Annotated in this window: 17 protein-coding genes; 7 read left to right on the forward strand and 10 right to left on the reverse strand. The window is 68.8% G+C overall.

Annotated elements, in window-relative coordinates:
* Position 1: 1 nt before the first annotated feature.
* From DD542_RS06615 to ruvC, 7 genes are read left to right on the forward strand one after another with little or no spacing between them, the layout of a single operon-like run.
* The gene (locus tag DD542_RS06615; protein WP_127804584.1) at positions 2-628 is read left to right on the forward strand and encodes a YqiA/YcfP family alpha/beta fold hydrolase; all 627 of its coding nucleotides are present in this window, start codon (positions 2-4) and stop codon (positions 626-628) included.
* A 39-nt stretch (positions 629-667) separates the two neighbouring features.
* The gene (locus DD542_RS06620; RefSeq protein ID WP_127804586.1) at positions 668-2,713 is read left to right on the forward strand and encodes a ribonuclease catalytic domain-containing protein; all 2,046 of its coding nucleotides are present in this window, start codon (positions 668-670) and stop codon (positions 2,711-2,713) included.
* Between the two features lie 22 nt (positions 2,714-2,735).
* Positions 2,736-3,602, forward strand: coding sequence for an energy transducer TonB (locus DD542_RS06625; protein ID WP_241559696.1), 867 nt, complete (start codon positions 2,736-2,738; stop codon positions 3,600-3,602).
* 13 nt (positions 3,603-3,615) lie between these two features.
* Entirely contained in the window at positions 3,616-4,404 is a 789-nt protein-coding gene (locus DD542_RS06630) for a transglycosylase domain-containing protein (protein ID WP_127804588.1), read from the forward strand.
* Positions 4,401-5,018 (forward strand): lysophospholipid acyltransferase family protein, encoded by a 618-nt coding sequence (locus DD542_RS06635; protein WP_079364446.1) that lies wholly within the window; start codon positions 4,401-4,403, stop codon positions 5,016-5,018. Before DD542_RS06630 ends, DD542_RS06635 begins: the two co-directional genes overlap by 4 nt.
* 7 nt (positions 5,019-5,025) lie before the next feature.
* The gene (locus DD542_RS06640) at positions 5,026-6,012 is read left to right on the forward strand and encodes a phosphatidate cytidylyltransferase (protein ID WP_127804590.1); all 987 of its coding nucleotides are present in this window, start codon (positions 5,026-5,028) and stop codon (positions 6,010-6,012) included.
* Positions 6,013-6,022: 10 nt separating this feature from the next.
* Positions 6,023-6,571: a crossover junction endodeoxyribonuclease RuvC gene (ruvC, locus tag DD542_RS06645; RefSeq protein WP_127804592.1), complete on the forward strand. Its 549-nt coding sequence runs from the start codon at positions 6,023-6,025 to the stop codon at positions 6,569-6,571.
* Positions 6,572-6,690: 119 nt separating this feature from the next.
* Here ruvC and DD542_RS23545 read toward each other — a convergent pair whose 3' ends face one another.
* The 10 genes from DD542_RS23545 to murD all read right to left on the reverse strand — a co-directional run bounded on the left by DD542_RS23545 (position 6,691) and on the right by murD (position 17,916).
* A complete protein-coding gene (locus DD542_RS23545; RefSeq protein WP_164868359.1) occupies positions 6,691-6,867 on the reverse strand; it encodes a hypothetical protein in 177 nt (58 codons plus the stop codon).
* 25 nt (positions 6,868-6,892) lie between these two features.
* Positions 6,893-7,816 (reverse strand): UDP-3-O-acyl-N-acetylglucosamine deacetylase, encoded by a 924-nt coding sequence (gene lpxC / locus DD542_RS06650; RefSeq protein ID WP_066153498.1) that lies wholly within the window; start codon positions 7,814-7,816, stop codon positions 6,893-6,895.
* A gap of 164 nt (positions 7,817-7,980) precedes the next feature.
* Complete coding sequence (ftsZ, locus tag DD542_RS06655) at positions 7,981-9,189, reverse strand: cell division protein FtsZ (RefSeq protein ID WP_066153500.1); 1,209 nt, start codon at positions 9,187-9,189, stop codon at positions 7,981-7,983.
* Positions 9,190-9,347: 158 nt separating this feature from the next.
* Entirely contained in the window at positions 9,348-10,577 is a 1,230-nt protein-coding gene (gene ftsA, locus DD542_RS06660) for a cell division protein FtsA (RefSeq protein WP_127804594.1), read from the reverse strand.
* 13 nt (positions 10,578-10,590) lie between these two features.
* Positions 10,591-11,382 (reverse strand): cell division protein FtsQ/DivIB, encoded by a 792-nt coding sequence (locus DD542_RS06665; RefSeq protein ID WP_127804596.1) that lies wholly within the window; start codon positions 11,380-11,382, stop codon positions 10,591-10,593.
* 10 nt (positions 11,383-11,392) lie between these two features.
* Positions 11,393-12,346: a D-alanine--D-alanine ligase gene (locus DD542_RS06670; protein WP_241559697.1), complete on the reverse strand. Its 954-nt coding sequence runs from the start codon at positions 12,344-12,346 to the stop codon at positions 11,393-11,395.
* 14 nt (positions 12,347-12,360) lie between these two features.
* The gene (gene murC, locus DD542_RS06675; protein ID WP_079364444.1) at positions 12,361-13,764 is read right to left on the reverse strand and encodes a UDP-N-acetylmuramate--L-alanine ligase; all 1,404 of its coding nucleotides are present in this window, start codon (positions 13,762-13,764) and stop codon (positions 12,361-12,363) included.
* A complete protein-coding gene (gene murG, locus DD542_RS06680) occupies positions 13,761-14,852 on the reverse strand; it encodes an undecaprenyldiphospho-muramoylpentapeptide beta-N-acetylglucosaminyltransferase (protein ID WP_127804600.1) in 1,092 nt (363 codons plus the stop codon). The genes murC and murG overlap by 4 nt, the downstream gene beginning before the upstream one ends.
* Positions 14,849-16,084 carry a putative lipid II flippase FtsW gene (ftsW, locus tag DD542_RS06685; protein ID WP_084397188.1) on the reverse strand — a complete coding sequence of 412 codons (1,236 nt, stop codon included), beginning with the start codon at positions 16,082-16,084 and terminating at the stop codon, positions 14,849-14,851. The genes murG and ftsW overlap by 4 nt, the downstream gene beginning before the upstream one ends.
* 53 nt (positions 16,085-16,137) lie before the next feature.
* The gene (gene murD, locus DD542_RS06690) at positions 16,138-17,916 is read right to left on the reverse strand and encodes a UDP-N-acetylmuramoyl-L-alanine--D-glutamate ligase (protein WP_127804602.1); all 1,779 of its coding nucleotides are present in this window, start codon (positions 17,914-17,916) and stop codon (positions 16,138-16,140) included.
* Between the last annotated feature and the right edge of the window lie 6 nt (positions 17,917-17,922).

Consider the following 17,922-nt stretch of genomic DNA (forward strand, 5'->3'; position numbering starts at 1 on the left):
CATGCACACCCCTCCCCGCCCTCCGGTCAGCCACCTGCTCTATCTGCACGGTTTCCGCTCGTCGCCGCAATCGGCCAAGGCCCTGCAGGTGGCCGAGCGGGTGCGCTCGCAGCACCCGGGCGTGGTCTGGTGCTGCCCGCAACTGCCGCCATCCCCGCGCGAAGCCGCGGACCTGATGCGGCGGCTCACAGACGGCTGGCTGGCCGACCGCATGGCCGTCATCGGCTCTTCGCTGGGCGGCTTCTACGCCCGCTGGCTGTCGCTGCAACGGGGCTGCGTGGCGGCCTTGCTCAACCCGGCGCCATTTCCGCAACGCGATCTGGCGAAGTACATCGGCGAGCACCCGGTCTGGCAGAACCCGGACGAACACATCTTCTTCCGGGCCGAGTTCGTGGACGAGCTGGCGGCGCTGGCCGGCGACATCTCCCGGCTGGCGCCCGACCGGCCGGTCACCCCCGAGCGCCTGTTCGCCCTCGTTTCCGAGCAGGACGAGGTGCTGGACTGGCGCGAAATGATGGCCTTCTGCGCAGGCGGCAGCATCCACCGCCTGCCAGAAGGCGACCACGCCATTTCCGACTTCGACCGGCACATCGACCGGCTGTTCCAGTTTCTTGGGCTGGCAGCCTGAGACGAGGAACGCCCTGCCCTGCGTGGGACAATCGCGCCCATGCACATCCTGTTCGACGAAGCCGGCAAGCTGATGACCGGCCGCCTCATGTCCGAAGCCGAGAGCTCCCTGCAGGTGGAGCTCGATTCGGGCAAGCGCGTGAAGGTCAAGCTGGCCAACACCCTGCTGCGTTTCGAGAAGCCCGCCCCCGCCCAGCTCATGCCTGCCGCCACCGCCCTGGCCGCCACCATGGAACTGGAGCTGGCCTACGAGTTCGCACCCGAGGACGAGTTCGGCTTCGCCGACCTGGCCGCCGACTACTTCAGCGACCCGGCCACCACCGAGCAGCAGGTGGCGGCGCTGATCTGCCTGCAGGGCGCGCCGCACTACTTCCGCCGCGCCGGCAAGGGCCGTTACAAGAAGGCGCCGGCCGAGGTCGTGGCCCAGGCGCTCGCCGCCATCGAAAAGAAGAAGCAGATCCAGGCGCAGATCGACGCCTGGGCGGCCGAGCTGGTCGCCGGCAACTGCCCGGAGCCGGTGCGCCAGCAGCTCTACAAGATCCTGTTCAAGCCGGACAAGAATGCGCCCGAATACAAGGCCGTGGTCGAGGCCGCGCGCAGCAGCCACCTCAACCCGCTGGCCCTGCTGGAAAAGGCCGGCGCCATCACCAGCGCCTACCAGTTCCACTGGCAGCGCTTCCTGTTCGACCAGTTCCCCAAGGGCACGGGCTTCCCGGCCCTGCAGGCACCGGCCATCACCGACGAGCTGCCGGTGGCCGCGGTGCAGGCCTTCTCCATCGACGACTCGCACACCACCGAGATCGACGATGCGCTCTCGCTGCAGGGGCTGGGCAGCGGCACGGTCACGCTGGGCATCCACATTGCGGCGCCGGGGCTGGCGATCAAGCCGGACGACGCCATCGACCACGTCGCGCGCCAGCGCCTGTCCACGGTCTACATGCCGGGCCACAAGATCACCATGCTGCCCGACGATGTGGTGCAGCGCTACACGCTGGAGGCCGGGCGCGACTGTCCGGCGGTGTCGCTGTACGTGAGCTTCGACGAAGCGACCCTGGAGATCAGGGACAGCCGCACCGCGCTGGAGCGCGTGCCCATTGCGCACAACCTGCGCCACGACCAGCTCGACAGCGTGATCACCGAATCCTGGCTGAACGGCGAGTCGCCGGTCGACGCGGCGGGTGGCGAGATCGCCGCGCTGCAGCCGCAGCTGGCCTTCATCTTCCGCCTCGCCGGGCACCTGAAGGCCCAGCGCGAGGTGGTGCGGGGCAAGCCCGAGACGTTCACCCGGCCCGACTACACCTTCAAGCTGCAGGGCATGGCGGGCGACGAGCCCGACGGCAGCGAGACCGTGGTGATCGGCACCCGCTCGCGCGGCGCCCCTCTGGACCTGATGGTGGCCGAAGCCATGATCCTGGCCAACAGCCACTGGGGCCAGTGGCTGGCCGCCTGCGGCGTGCCCGGCATCTACCGCAGCCAGGCCAGCCTGGCGCCCGGCGTCAAGGTGCGCATGGGCACCAAGGTCGCGCCGCACGCCGGCCTCGGCGTCAAGGCCTACGCCTGGAGCACATCGCCCCTGCGCCGCTACGTGGACCTGGTCAACCAGTGGCAGATCATTGCCTGCGCCCGCCATGGCACCACGGCCGCGCTGGCCGCACCGTTCAAGCCCAAGGACGCCAATCTGTTCGCCATCATCAGCGGCTTCGACGCGGCCTACACCGCCTACAACGGTTTTCAGAACGGCATGGAACGCTTCTGGACGCTCAAGCACCTGCAGCAGGTGGGCATCACCGAGCTGACGGCCACGCTGATCAAGGACAACCTGGTGCGCGCCGACACCCTGCCGCTGGTGTTGCCCGTGCTGGGCGCCGAGGGACTGCCTCGCGGCGCGCATGTGCGCGTGCGCCTGGGCGCCATCAATGAGATCGCGCTGGATGTGTCGGGCACCGTGGTCGAGCGGCTGGACGGGCCGGTCGAAGCGCTGGACGAATCGGCCGAGGCAGAGGACGAAGAGCTGGCCGCGCCGCTGGCCCTGGCCATCGACGTCAACGAAGCCGAGGCCGGTGCCGCCGACCCCGCGGCCTCCTGACGCTGCACGGATAATCGCGCCCGTGAATCCGGTTCTGAACTTCCTGCGGCGGCTGAGCACGCTCCAGATCGCCCTGGGCATCTCGGTGGCGGTGCATGCCGCCCTGCTCACGGTGCGCTTCGTCGACCCCGAAGGCTTCAACCGCGTGTTCCAGGACACGCCGCTGGAAGTGATCCTGGTCAACGCGAAGAGCAACGACCGGCCGGACAAGGCGCAGGCCATCGCACAGGCCTCCCTGGCCGGTGGTGGGGATGTGGAAAAAGGCCGCGCCACCTCGCCCCTGCCGTCCATGCAGCAAGCCCGGATCGGCGACACCCCCGAGAAGGACGAGCAGATGATCGAAGCGCTCAAGGAGCGCCAGAGCCAGATCCTGGCCCAGGTCCGGCAACAGCTGGCGAGCATGCCGCCGCCCGATCTGCAGGCCGTCAACCCCAGCCCGGAATCGGTCGAACGCGAACAGCGCCGGCAGCTGCTGACCAAGCTGCTGGCCGAGATCGAAAAGCGCATCAACGAAGAGAACGCCCGCCCGCGCAAGCGCTACATCAGCCCTGCCACGCGGGAAGAGGTCTACGCGATCTACTACGACGAACTGCGGCGCCGGATCGAGGACCGCGGCACGACCAACTTCCCCGAGGTGGCCGGGCGCAAGCTCTATGGCGAGCTGACCATGGTCATCACGGTCAACCACACCGGCGCGGTGCTGGACACCGAGGTGGTCCAGACCTCGGGCACGCTGACGCTGGACCGGCGGGCCGAGTCGATCGTGCGCAGCCTGAAGTTCGGCAAGTTCAATGAGGCCATGCGCCGGCGCGCCGACCAGATCGTGGTCGTGTCGCGCTTCCGGTTCACCCGGGATGCGGGCCTGCAGACCCAGATGAGTTCGCAGTAGGTCGGGAGCGGTGATGCGTTCGTTCGGGCGTTGGTTGTTGTGGATGCTGCTGGCGGGCGTGGCGCTGCAGCTGTTTTTCGTGCTGCGGATCGCGCTGATGCTGGTGATCGATCCGCAGAGCACCGCCTTCATGCGCTCGGAAGCCTGGCGCGTGGCCACCGAGAGCCTGACCACCGCCGACAAGCAATGGCGCTGGTCCTCGCAGTGGGTCGACTACGACAACATCAGTCCGAACCTCAAGCGCGCGGTCATGGCTTCCGAAGACGCGGGCTTTGCCGAGCACGGCGGCGTGGACTGGGAGGCCATCGAGGCCGCCTGGGCCAAGAACGAACGCCGGCAGGAGCTGATCGAGAAGCGCCAAGAGCAAATCGAGAAGAAGCTGGCGAAGAAACCCGAGGCCGCGGAGGCCGCGCTCAAGGCCATCAAGCCGGCCAAGATCCTCGGCGGATCGACCATCACCCAGCAACTGGCCAAGAACCTGCTGCTCTCGGGCGAGCGCAACCTGCTGCGCAAAGGCCAGGAGCTGGTGCTGACCCTGACGCTGGAGGCCTTGCTGTCCAAGCGCCGCATCCTGGAGATCTACCTCAACAGCGTCGAATGGGGTGAAGGGGTGTTCGGGGCCGAGGCGGCCGCCCAGCGGTACTTCAAGAAACCGGCCAGCAAGCTCAGTGCCTATGAGGCCGCCCGGCTGGCGGTGATGCTGCCCAGCCCCAAGTTCTTTGAAACCCGCCCGGGCTCGGCCTACCTGTCCCGGCGCACGGCCACCATCGTCGCGCGCATGGGTGATGTGAGTCCGCCATGAACTGGCGCGCCCAGGCCATGGGCATGTTCCTGCTCGGGCTGGTGCGCGCGCTCACCGGCGCCCAGGCGCGCTGGCACGGCTGCCCCCCCAAGGCCGAACAGCGCATCTACTTTGCCAACCACCAGAGCCACGCCGACCTGGTGCTGATCTGGGCCGCCCTGCCGACCGAGCTGCGCAGCATCACCCGGCCCATCGCGGCCCGGGACTACTGGACCGCCTCCACCTTCAAGCGCTGGATCACCACCGCGGTGTTCAACGCCGTCTATGTCGAGCGCGAGCGCAAGGGCGACGAGGACCCGCTGCAGCCGCTGATCGACGCACTGGACAGCGGCGACTCGCTGATCATCTTCCCCGAGGGCACGCGCGGCCACGGCGAAGAACCGCAGCCCTTCAAGTCCGGGCTCTACAACTTGGCCAGACGCTTTCCGGACGTGGTGCTGGTGCCCGCCTGGATCCACAACGTGCAGCGCGTGATTCCCAAAGGCGAGGTGATCCCGGTGCCGGTGCTGTGCTCGGTCACCTTCGGCGAGCCCCTGAAGCTCGGCGCCGACGAGGACCGCGCCGACTTCCTGCGGCGCGCCCGGGACGCCGTCGTCACCCTGCGAGACGTGTAGGCCCCGCATGACCTCCTTCCTCCGCAGCCTCAGCGCCGAACAACAGGTCAGCCTGCTGTTCGTGGTCCTGTTCGGACTGCTGACCCTGGCCAGCGGCTTGGCCGTTCTGCTCTCGCTGCGCGAGCGGCGGCAGTCCGAGGTGGACGAGCGCCTGCACCACCGGCTGCAGGACTACAACACCCTGCTGCGCAACTCCTGGCTGATGACCCTGGTGTTCTGGCTTGCCTGGGCGGCGGGCGAACACGTGGCCATCGTGCTGTTCGGCATCGTTTCCTTCTTCACGCTGCGCGAGTTCATCAGCCTCTCGCCCACCCGGCGAGGGGATCACCGCAGCCTGGTGCTGGCCTTCTTCATCGTGCTGCCGCTGCAGTACGCACTGGTCTGGCACCGCGAGTTCAACCTGTTCACCGTGTTCATCCCGGTCTACGTGTTCCTCGCCATCCCGGTGGTGAGCGCCCTGGGGAACGACCCGCAGCGCTTCCTGGAACGCAACGCCAAGCTGCAGTGGGGCATCATGGTCTGCGTCTACGGCATGAGCCACGTGCCCGCCCTGTTGCTGCTGCAGTTCCGCGGCTTCGAGGGCCGGATGGCCTTTCTGCTGGTCTTCCTGGTGCTGGTGGTGCAGACCTGCATGCTGGTGCAGCACCTGGTGGCGCGCCGGCTGGACCGGCCGGTGGCCCCGGCCATCAGCGAGAGCTTCCAGTGGCGCAGTTGGGCCGCCGGTCTGGTGGCCGGCGGTCTGCTGGGCGCCGCGCTCGCCGGCCTGACGCCGTTCAAACCCGGACGGGCGCTGGCCATGGCGCTGATCGCCTGCGCGGCCGGCTCGCTCGGTCACCTGGTCATGAAAGCCATCAAGCGCGACCGCGGCGTGACCCACTGGGGTGCCGCCGGCCGCTCGGTCACCGGCGCCAGTGGTGTGCTCGACCGGGTCGATGCCCTGTGCTTCGCCGCGCCAGTGTTCTTTCACTCGGTCCGCTGGACCTTCGACCTCTGAACCGCCCGCCATGCGCATCCTCGGCATCGACCCCGGCCTGCAATGCACCGGCTTCGGCGTGGTTGACGCAGAGGGTTCTGCGCTGCACTACGTCGCCAGCGGCACCATCCAGACCAGTCCCAAAGACGGCGCCCTGCTGCCCGAGCGGCTGAAGATCCTGTTCGATGGCATAGGCGAGGTGGTGCAGCGCTACCAGCCCGGCGTGGCGGCCTGCGAGATCGTGTTCGTCAACGTCAACCCCCAGGCCACGCTGCTGCTGGGCCAGGCGCGAGGCTGCTGCCTCACGGCGCTGGTGGCCAACGGCCTGCCGGTGGCCGAATACACCGCGCTGCAGCTGAAGAAGGCCGTGGTCGGCTACGGGCGGGCGGACAAGGCGCAGATGCAGGAGATGGTCAAGCGCCTGCTGCAGCTGCCGGGCCTGCCCGGCAAGGACGCGGCCGACGCGCTCGGGCTGTGCATCACCCACGCACAGGTGGCGCGCAGCGTGGCGGCGATCAACAAGGTGGCCCCGACCCGGGCGCGCACCCACGCGGCCTACAAGGGTGGGCGGAACTATTGACCCCCCCCCGCGCCGCCTGCGGCGTCACCCCCCAGGGGGCGATGCCTGTGGCCCGGCGAAGCCGGTTCCACGGCATCACTGGATGGGGTTCACCCTCGCCGGATCAATGCGTGGCGCAGCTACAGGATGCGCTCAAGGAACAGGATGCCGAAGAAGCCGAGTGCGGCGGCCAGCGCCACCTTCAGCACCATCCAGCCCCAGCGCAGGTAGCGGGTGTTGCGTGTGACGGCGTAGGCGGCGAAACAGACGCCCGAACCGATCAGCAGCAGGACCAGGACGAAACGCAGCAACAGCATGACCGGTGGTTGCGGATGGGCCCGGTCACCAGGCCGGTGCGAGCTGGGCAAAGCCCAGCGGCGCTTCGCGCTCGTGCTCGAAGCTCACGATCTCGTACGCATCGGGCTGGGCCAGCAGGGCGCGCAGCAGCTGGTTGTTCATCGCGTGGCCGCTGCGGAAGGCGCTGTAGGCCGCCAGCAGCGGCTTGCCCACGATGTACAGGTCGCCGATGGCGTCGAGGATCTTGTGCTTGACGAACTCGTCCGAGTAACGAAGCCCGTCGGCGTTGAGCACCTTCACGTCGTCCATCACGATGGCGTTGTCCAGGCCTCCACCCAGTCCCAGGCCGCGCGAACGCATCATCTCCACGTCGCGCGTGAAACCGAAGGTGCGGGCGCGGGCGATTTCGCGCGCATAGCGGCCGCTGCCCATGTCGAACTCGACGCGCTGGCCGGTGGCGTTCACCGCCGGGTGGTCGAACTCGATCTCGAACGCGAGCTTGTAGCCGTGGAACGGGTCCAGCCGCGCCCATTTCAGGTTGCGCCCCTCACCCTCGCGCACCTCCACCGGCTTCTTCACGCGGATGAAGCGCTTGGCCTTGTTCTGCAGCGCGATGCCGGCGCTCTGCAGCAGGTAGACAAAGGACGCCGACGATCCATCGAGGATGGGCACCTCTTCAGCGGTGATGTCGATGTAGAGGTTGTCCAGCCCGAGCCCGGCGCAGGCGCTCATCAGGTGCTCGATGGTGTTGACCTTGACGCTACCGTTGGAGATGGTCGAGGCCAGCCGGGTGTCGGTCACCGATTCGGCGGTGACCGGGATGTCCACCGGTTCGGGCAGGTCGACGCGGCGGAACACGATGCCGGTGTCCGGCGCCGCCGGCCGAAGCGTCAGCTCCACCCGCTGCCCGCCGTGCAGGCCGACGCCGACCGCCTTGGTCAGGGATTTGAGGGTGCGTTGAGCGAGCATCCGTCGATTTTAGGTTGGCAAACGTTTTCGCATCGAGCAGAAAAACTATCCCCGCGATATGCGAGAGCGCCCTTCCCCTCAAGCAAACACCGCGGAACCGGCTTCGCCGGGCCGCAGGTGTTGCACCCTTGGGGGGTGACGCCGCAGGCGGCGCGGGGGGATCCTCAATCGGCTTGCTTGCGAAGGAACGCGGGGATCTCGAAGTCGTCCATGCCGCCCGAGGCCAGCGCATCGACCTTGGCCGCCGCCTGGGTGCGGTTGGTGCGCCACACGCTCGGCACGGCCATGGTCTCGTAGTTGGGCTGCGCAGCCCCGGTGCCGGCCACCGCGGCATTGACCGTGGGCACGGTGAACGGGGTGTTGTCGGTGCCCGTGCGCAGCACCTGCAGGGGCGGCGCGGTGCGGCGGGCGCCGACGCGGCTCAGGCCCGTGGCCACCACGGTCACGCGCATCTCGTCGCCCAGGCTTTCGTCGTAGGCGGCGCCGTAGATCACGTGCGCATCCGGTGCGGCGTAGGCCTTGATGGCGTTCATCGCTTCCTTCGACTCCTTGAGCTTCAGGCTGTCCTTCGATGCCGTCACCAGCACCAGCACGCCCTTGGCGCCGGACAGATCCACACCATCCAGCAGCGGGCAGGCCACGGCCTGCTCGGCGGCGATGCGGGCGCGGTCCGGGCCGCTGGCGGTAGCAGTGCCCATCATGGCCTTGCCGGGCTCACCCATCACGGTGCGCACGTCTTCGAAGTCGACGTTCACGTTGCCGTACTCGTTGATGATCTCGGCGATGCCGCCGACCGCATTCTTGAGCACGTCGTTCGCATGCGCGAAGGCCTCGTTCTGCGTGACTTCGTCGCCCAGCACCTCCAGCAGCTTATCGTTGAGCACCACGATCAGCGAGTCCACATTGGCTTCCAGCTCAGCCAGGCCGGCGTCGGCGTTCTGCATGCGCTTGCCGCCTTCGAAGTCGAAGGGCTTGGTCACCACGCCCACGGTCAGGATGCCCATCTCCTTGGCCACGCGGGCGATGACCGGCGCGGCGCCGGTGCCGGTGCCGCCGCCCATGCCGGCGGTGATGAACAGCATGTGCGCGCCATTGATGGCGGTGCGGATCTCGTCGACCGCCATTTCGGCAGCCTCGCGCCCCTTTTCGGGCTTGCTGCCGGCGCCCAGGCCGGTGCCACCGAGCTGGATGGTGCGGTTGGCCAGACTGCGCGTGAGCGCCTGTGCATCGGTGTTGGCGCAGATGAACTCCACGCCCTGGACGTTGCGGTCGATCATATGGTCCACCGCGTTGCCGCCACCGCCTCCGACGCCGATGACCTTGATCTGGGTACCCATGTTGAACTCTTCCACTTCGATCATTTCGATGCTCATGTCACTCTCCTGTGAGGCCCTTTTCCGCTGGGGTCCGGGCATGGTTTCGATTGTATTGACGGGGGGTTTGAAAGCTGTCGAGGAGAACCCTCAGCCAGGCGGCCCGGTGCATTCGCGGCAGCGGTCGAGACGGCGGGCTCCGGTGTTGATCGTGTTCATCAGAAGGTCCCCACAAACCAGTTCTTCACGCGGTCCAGCGCGCTCTGCATGGAGCCCGCCTTCTGCGCCACCTTGTGACCTCGCACACGGGCCAGCCGCGCCTCTTCAAGCAGTCCCATGACGGTGGCGGCCCGTGGCTGCGCCACCATGTCCGACAGGGCGCTGGTGTACTGCGGCACGCCGCGGCGCACCGGCTTGAGGAAGATGTCCTCACCGAGTTCGACCATGCCCTGCATCACCGCGCTGCCGCCGGTGAGCACGATGCCCGAGGACAGCACTTCCTCGAAGCCCGAGTCGCGCACCACCTGCTGCACCAGCGCAAAGATCTCTTCAACGCGCGGCTCGATCACGCCGGCCAGGGCCTGGCGGCTGAGCATGCGCGGCCCGCGGTCGCCCAGACCGGGCACCTCGACCTGGGTGTCCGGGTCGGCCAGCAGCTGCTTGGCGCAGCCGCTCTCCACCTTGATGTCTTCGGCGTCCTTGGTCGGCGTGCGCAGCGCCATGGCGATGTCGCTGGTGATCAGGTCGCCCGCGATCGGAATCACCGCCGTGTGGCGGATCGCGCCGCCGGCGAAGATCGCCACATCCGTTGTGCCGGCGCCGATGTCCACCAGGGCCACGCCCAGGTCCTTCTCGTCGTCGGTCAGAACCGCCTGGCTGGACGCCAGCGGGTTGAGCATGAGCTGGTCGACCTCCAGGCCGCAGCGGCGCACGCACTTGATGATGTTCTCGGCCGCGCTCTGGGCGCCGGTGACGATGTGCACCTTGGCTTCCAGCCGGATGCCGCTCATGCCGATCGGCTCCTTGACCTCCTGGCCGTCGATCACGAACTCCTGCGGCTCCACCAGCAGCAGGCGCTGGTCGGTCGAGATGTTGATCGCCTTGGCGGTCTCGATCACGCGCGCCACGTCGGCGGTGGTCACCTCGCGGTCCTTGATGGCCACCATGCCGCTGCTGTTGATGCCGCGGATGTGGCTGCCGGTGATGCCGGTGTAGACGCGGGCGATGCGGCAGTCGGCCATCAGCTCGGCCTCTTTGAGCGCCTGCTGGATGCTCTGCACGGTGGCGTCGATGTTGACCACCACGCCGCGCTTGAGGCCGTGACTGGCGGACACCCCCAGCCCGGCCAGCTTCAGCTCGCCGTTGGTCTGGACTTCGGCCACCACCACCATGATCTTGGCGGTGCCAATGTCCAGTCCCACCACCAAATCCTTGTATTCCTTGGCCATGATCGTTGTCTGTTCAGCGGTTTCGTGTTGGGGTCGCAGGGGTGTCTTCGGTCACGGTCGTCACGCCCTGCACGCGCAGGGCGTAGCCATTGGGGTAACGCAGGTCCACCGACTGCAGGGCACCGGGATAGCGCTGCGCCAGTTGCCCCACCGTGGTGGTGAAGCGGCGCGTGCGCGCGAGCAGCTCGTCGCTGTCGCCCCGCCCGAGTTCCAGGCGGGTGCCGTTGTCCAGTTCGGCGCGCCAGCTGCCCCGCTCGTTGAGTTCCAGGCGGACCAGGGTCCGGTCCAGCCGGGCGACTTCTTCGGACAGGCTCTGGTACAGGGTCCACACCAGCGGCGCCTGCTCCGGCGGCCCGGCCAGTTCGGGCAGGCCGTCGCCTTCGTCGGGGCTGGCCTCGAACACCTCGCCCAGGCGGCTGACCAGCTGGCCCGAGCCGGACTGGCCCCACCAGGCCACGGCCTCGTGCTCTTCCAGCGTGACCCGCAAGCGGTTGGGAAACTCGCGCTGCACCCGGGCGTGGCGCACCCAGGGCACGGCCTCGAACATCCGGCGCACCTGCTGCAGGTCCAGGGTCAGGAAGCTGCCTTCCAGCTTGCGCAGCGGGGTCGCGAGCTGCGCCCGCAGACCGACGGCGTTCTGATGGCCCAGGTCGCCCTGCACGCTGATGCCCTTGAGGGTCCAGGCCGGGTGGCGCGCGATCCAGGTGCCGACCGCGCCCAGGCAGAGCAGGACAAAGACCACGACCAGGCCACGCGTGACCACGGTCATGAGTCGGATGTCCAGGGGCAGGTCGGTGTGCTGCATGGTGCGTGCTTCAGGCCTTGGCGTTGTCCAGCGAAGCAGTCGCCAGCACGGTCAGGCAGAGGTCCTCGTAGGACAGGCCGGTCGCACGCGCCGACATCGGCACCAGCGAGTGGCCGGTCATGCCGGGCGAGGTGTTGATTTCCAGCAGCCAGGGCTTGCGCGTGGCGGCGTCGATCATCACATCGGCACGCGCCCAGCCGCGGCAGTCCAGCGCGCGGAAGGCTTTGAGCACCAGCGCCTGGATCGCAGCTTCCTCGCCCTCGGGCAGGCCGCAGGGCACGAGGTACTGCGTGTCGTCGGTGAAGTACTTGTGCTGGTAGTCGTAGTTGCCATCGGGCGCCACGATGCGGATCACCGGCAGCGCGCGGGCCGACGCCCCCGTGCCGAGCACCGGAATCGTGACTTCGTCTCCAGCGATGAACTGCTCGCACATCACCATCGGGTCCTGGCCCGAGGCCAGCGCATAGGCCGCGTCGCACTGCTCCAGGGTCGTCACCTTGGTCAGGCCGATGGTCGAGCCCTCGCGCACCGGCTTGACGATCATCGGCGAGCCCAGCGCCTCGAAGGCGGCGCGGGTCTCGGCCGCGCTGTGCACCTGGCGCCAGGCCGGCGTCGACAGGCCTTCGGCGATCCAGATGCGCTTGGTCATGAGCTTGTCCATGGCCACGCTGGAGGCCATCACGCCCGAGCCGGTGTAGGGAATGCCCAGCAGCTCCAGCGCGCCCTGCACCGTGCCGTCCTCGCCGAAGCGGCCGTGCAGCGCGATGAAGACGCGGTCAAACCCGTCGCGCTTGAGCTCGGACAGGTCGCGTTCGGCCGGATCGAAGGCGTGCGCGTCCACCCCCTTGGACTTCAGCGCGGCCAGCACACCGGTGCCGGACATCAGCGAGACCTCGCGTTCGGCGGAGCGCCCGCCCAGCAACACGGCCACCTTGCCGAGTGCCTTCACATCGATGGGTTTCACAACAACTCCCACGTTCAAACCTTGTCCTTGCCGGCCAGGTCGACCACCTGCCCGGCCACCGCGCCGATCGAACCGGCGCCCATGCACAGCACCACGTCGCCGTCGCGCGCGTTGTCCAGCACCGCCTGCGGCATGGCCGCGATGTCGTCCACGAACACCGGCTCCACCTTGCCGGCCACGCGCAGCGCGCGGGCCAGCGAACGACCGTCGGCCGCCACGATGGGCGCCTCGCCTGCGGCGTAGACCTCGGCCAGCAGCACCGCATCGGCCTGGCCGATCACCTTCACGAAATCCTCGAAGCAGTCGCGGGTGCGGCTGTAGCGGTGCGGCTGGAAGGCCAGCACCAGGCGGCGGCCCGGGAAGGCGCCGCGCGCGGCCGCCAGCGTGGCCGCCATCTCCACCGGGTGGTGACCATAGTCGTCCACCAGGGTGGCGGTGCCGCCCGCGGGCAGCGCGGCCTCGCCATAGCGCTGGAAGCGCCTGCCCACACCCTTGAACTCGGCCAGCGCCTGCTGAACCGCGGCGTCCGGCACCCCCAGCTCCTCGGCAATGCCGATGGCGGCGAGCGCATTGAGCACGTTGTGCATGCCCGGCAGGTTCAGTACCACCGGCAGCGGCGGCTGGCCGTCCTCGCGCAGCACGCTGAAGTGCATCTGCCCACCGACCGCCTGCACGTCGACCGCGCGCAGCTGGGCATCTTCCGAGAAGCCGTAGCGGGTGATCGGCCGCGCGATGCGCGGCAGGATGTCGCGGATCGCCGGGTCGTCCACGCAGACCACGGCGGCGCCGTAGAACGGCATCTTGTGCAGGAAGTCCACGAAGGCCGACTTGAGCTTGCCGAAGTCGTGCCCGTAGGTGTCCATGTGATCGGCGTCGATGTTGGTGACGACCGACAGCACCGGCAGCAGGTTCAGAAACGAGGCGTCCGACTCGTCGGCCTCGACCACGATGTACTCGCCCGAGCCCAGCTGCGCATTGGCGCCGGCGCTGTTCAGGCGCCCGCCGATCACGAAGGTCGGGTCCATGCCGGCGGCGGCCAGCACGCTGGCCACCAGGCTGGTGGTGGTGGTCTTGCCGTGGGTGCCGGCAATGGCCACGCCCTTCTTCATGCGCATCAGCTCGGCCAGCATCACCGCGCGCGGCACCACCGGAATGAGCTTTGCGTGCGCCGCGACCACCTCGGGGTTGTCGTCCCTGACCGCGGTGGAGGTGACGATGGCGTCGGCACCTTCAATGAACTTCGCGTCGTGGCCCTTGTGCACCGTTGCGCCCAGCGAGACCAGGCGCCGCGTGGCCGCGTTCTCGCCCAGGTCGGTGCCCGAGACCACGTAGCCCTGGTTGAGCAGCACCTCGGCGATGCCGCTCATGCCCGAGCCGCCGATGCCCACGAAATGGATGTGCCGGATCGCGTGCTTCATGACGCCTTCACTTTCGCGAGTTGCTCGCAGGCCACCACCACGGCGGCCACGGCCTGTGTTTTTTCCATCTGTTTGGCCTTGATGGCCATCTCCAAAAGTTGTGCGCGGTTCACCGAACGCAGGCGCTCGGCCAGCGACTGCGCCGTGAGTTCGGTCTGCGGCACCAGCCAGGCGCCACCCGCTTCGACCAGAAAACGGGCGTTGGTGGTCTGGTGGTCGTCGACCGCATGCGGGAAAGGCACGAACAGTGCGGCGGCACCCACCGCGGCGATCTCGGTCACCGTGGAAGCGCCGGCCCGGCAGACGATCAGGTCGGCATGGGCAAAGGCTGCGGCGGTGTCGTCGATGAAAGGCGTGAGCTCGGCCTGCACGCCGGCCGCCGCGTAGTTGGCCTTCAGCGCCTCGATCTGCTTCTCGCCGCTCTGGTGAACCACCACCGGGCGCTCGTCCTCGGGCAGCAGCGCCAGCGCCTGCGGCACGGTGTCGTTGAGCGCCTTCGCGCCCAGGCTGCCCCCCACCACCAGCAGCCGCAGCGGACCGCTGCGGCCCGCGAAACGCTCGGCGGGGGCGGCCTGCCGCAGGAACTCGGCGCGCAGTGGGTTGCCCACCCACTCGGCCTTCCTGAACACGTTCGGGAAGGCGGTGAACACGCGGTCAGCGATGCCCGAGAGCACTTTGTTGGCCATGCCAGCCACCGAGTTCTGCTCGTGCAGCACCAGCGGCTTGCCGCGCAGCACGCCCATCATGCCGCCCGGGAAAGTGATGTAGCCGCCCAGGCCGACCAGCACGTCGGGCTTCACGCGCCCGATCATGGCGAAAGCCTGCGCGAACGCCTTGAGCAGGCGCAACGGCAGCAGCACCAGGGTGGACAGGCCCTTGCCACGCACGCCGCCGAAGTCGATCAGCTCCAGCGGGATGCCGCGCGGTGGCACCAGGCGGCTTTCCATGCTGCCCGGCGAACCCAGCCAGTGCACGCGCCAGCCTTTTTCGCGCAGGGCTTCGGCCACGGCGAGGCCCGGGAAGATGTGGCCACCGGTCCCGCCGGCCATGATGAGGGCGCAGGGCTGACCCTGGTGGACGCTGCTCATGAGCGGCCTCCCTTCATCAGCAGGCGGTTCTCGTGGTCCACCCGCAGCACGATGGCCAGCGCCACCAGCTCCAGCAGGATGGCCGAGCCGCCGTAGCTCATCAGCGGCAGGGTCAGGCCCTTGGTGGGCAGGGCGCCGAGGTTCACGCCGATGTTGATGAAGGCCTGGAAGCCGATCCACAGCCCCACGCCCTGGGCCACCAGCCCGGCGAACACCTGGTCCAGCGCAATCGCCTGGCGCCCGATCAGCACGATGCGCCGCACCAGCCAGAGGAAGGCGGCGATGATGATGGTCACGCCCACCAGACCGAACTCCTCGCCCACCACCGCGAGCAGGAAGTCGGTGTGCGCCTCGGGCAGCCAGTGCAGCTTCTCCACGCTGCCGCCGAGGCCGACACCGAAGATCTCGCCGCGGCCGAAGGCGATCAGCGAATGCGACAGCTGGTAGCCCTTGCCCAGCGCGTACTGCTCGGACCAGGGGTCGAGGTAGGCGAAGATGCGCTCGCGCCGCCACTCGCTCATCATCACCATCAGAGCGAACGCGGTCACCACCACCAGCACGATCAGGAAGAACATGCGGGCGTTGACGCCGCCCAGGAACAGGATGCCCATGGCGATCACCACGATCACCATGAACGCGCCCATGTCGGGCTCGGCCAGCAGCAGCATGCCCACCACGGCCAATGCCACGGCCATCGGCGCCACGGCGCGGAAGAAGCGCTCCTTCACGTCCATCTTGCGCACCATGTAGTCGGCGGCGTACAGCAGGATGGTGAGCTTGGCCAGCTCGGAGGGCTGGAAGTTGATGACCCCCAGCGGAATCCAGCGGCGGGCGCCATTCACGCCCTTGCCGATGAAGGGAATCAGCACCACCACCAGCAGCAGCAGTGCCAGCGCGAACAGCCAGGGCGCGTAACGCTCCCAGGTCTGCATCGGGACCTGGAACGCGATCAACGCGGCCACCAGACCGATCACGATGAACAGGCCGTGCCGCAGCGCGAAGTGGGTCTGGGCGTAGTTGGCGAAGCGGGGGTTGTCGGGCAGCGCGATGGAGGCCGAATAGACCATCACCAGGCCCCAGGCCAGCAAGGCCACCACCACCCACAGCAGGGGCTGGTCGAAGCCCAGCTCGCGCACGGGCCGCTGGCGCAGGCCGGCGTAGGTCCGGCTGGACAGGCGCACCGGCAGGCCATCGGTGCCGAGCGCGTTGCCCAGGCCCACGAGCGCGGGCATCTTGCCGCCCAGGGTGGTGCGCAGGCGCTGCAGGAAGCTGGCGAGGGCGGCCTTCACGACTCCCCTCCCAGCATCACACCGCGCTCATCGGCCAGCGCACGCACCGCCTCAATGAACACGTCGGCACGGTGCTTGTAGTCGCGGAACATGTCCAGACTCGCGCAGGCGGGCGACATCAGCACCGCATCCCCGGCCTGGGCCAGCTGGGCGGACAGGGTCACCGCGCCGGGCATCGTCTCAGCCTCGACCATCGGCACGCCGGCCTGCTGCAGCGCCTCGGCGATCTGCTCGCGGATCCTGGGGCCGTCGCGCCCGATCAGCACCACGGCGCGTGCGTGGCGGGCCAGCGGCTCCGCCAGTGGGCCGAAGTCCTGGCCCTTGCCGTCGCCGCCGAGGATGACCACCAGGCGCCGATCGACGCCCAGGCCGCGGATGGCGGCCAGCGTAGCGCCGACATTGGTGCCCTTGCTGTCGTCGAAGTATTCGATGTCGTCCAGGATGCCGATGGGCTCGACGCGGTGCGGCTCGCCGCGGTACTCGCGCAGGCCGTGCAGCATCGGGGCCAGCGGCGCACCGGTGGAAGTGGCGAGCGCCAGCGCCGCCAGCGCGTTGGCAGCGTTGTGGCGACCGCGGATGCGCAGCGCATCCACCGGCATCAGGCGCTGGAAGTAGATCTCTTCGCCGGCGTCCTGGCCACGCCCGCGCTGGCGGGTTTCGTCCAGGGCCAGCGCCCGCACCAGCCAGTCCATGCCATTGACCGACTCGATGCCCCAGTCGCCCGCGCGCACCGGGGTGTCCAGACCGAAGCTGGTCCAGGGGCGGGCCGGCTGCTGGCGGTTGCGGCCACCGATCTTGACCGTGACCATGCCCGGCGCCATGGCGGCCACCAGCGGGTCTTCGCGGTTGAGCAGCATGAGCGCCCGCGTGCCGAACACGGCGGCCTTGGCCTGGGCGTAAGCGGCCATCGAGCCGTGCCAGTCCAGGTGGTCTTCGGTGATGTTGAGCACCGTCGCGGCCGTGGGCACGCGGTCCCAGGGACCACCGGCCGTGCCGTCGAGCTGGAAGCTGGAGAGTTCGAGCACCCAGGCCTGCGGCAGGTGGGGCGGTTCGGGCTCGGGCGGTGGAGGAGGCACCAGCAGCGTCGGTCCCTCCTCGTCCGCCGCAGCAGCAGCTTCCTGCAGCGCATCGCTCTCTTCCACGTCATCGTCGACCTCGGCGCTGGCAGGCACCTCCGAGGTGTCCTGCACCACGTCGGTGGGGGCCTGTGCCGCTTCCTCCGCCGCGCGGGCGACGTCCTGTGCGGCGGCTTCGCGCTCCGCGTCCAGCGACGCCGACAGCACGTCCAGCAGCGCCGGCCCGATGTTGCCGGCCACGGCCACCCGCAGCCCGGCGCGCTGCAGCAGCAGGCCGGTCAGCGAGGTCACGGTGGTTTTGCCGTTGGTGCCGGTGATGGCCAGCAGCTTCGGGCGGTAGGGCAGCTCCTCGCGCTGCGACAGGTCGCACAGCGCCTGCGCGAACAGTTCCAGCTCGCCGACGAAGGCCGCCCCGTGCGACTGCGCCCAGGCGCGGGCGGGCGCCAGCTGCTCGGGCGGCAGGCCGGGGCTGCGCGCGATCACGTTCCAGGCCGCGCGCGCCAGCAGGGTCTCGTCGAAGGCACCGTGCACGAAATCGACCGACGGGCACTCGGCGCGCAGCGCCGCCAGCGACGGCGGGCTCTCGCGCGTGTCGGCCACGGTGACCTGCGCCCCATGGCGCACGCACCAGCGCGCCATCGACAGCCCGGAGATGCCGAGGCCGAGGATCAGGACGTGTTGGTCTTGAAGGGCGTTCATCGGGGT

It is taken from the genome of Hydrogenophaga sp. NH-16, from assembly GCF_004006415.1.
GTDB classification, from domain to species: Bacteria; Pseudomonadota; Gammaproteobacteria; order Burkholderiales; family Burkholderiaceae_C; genus Hydrogenophaga; species Hydrogenophaga pseudoflava.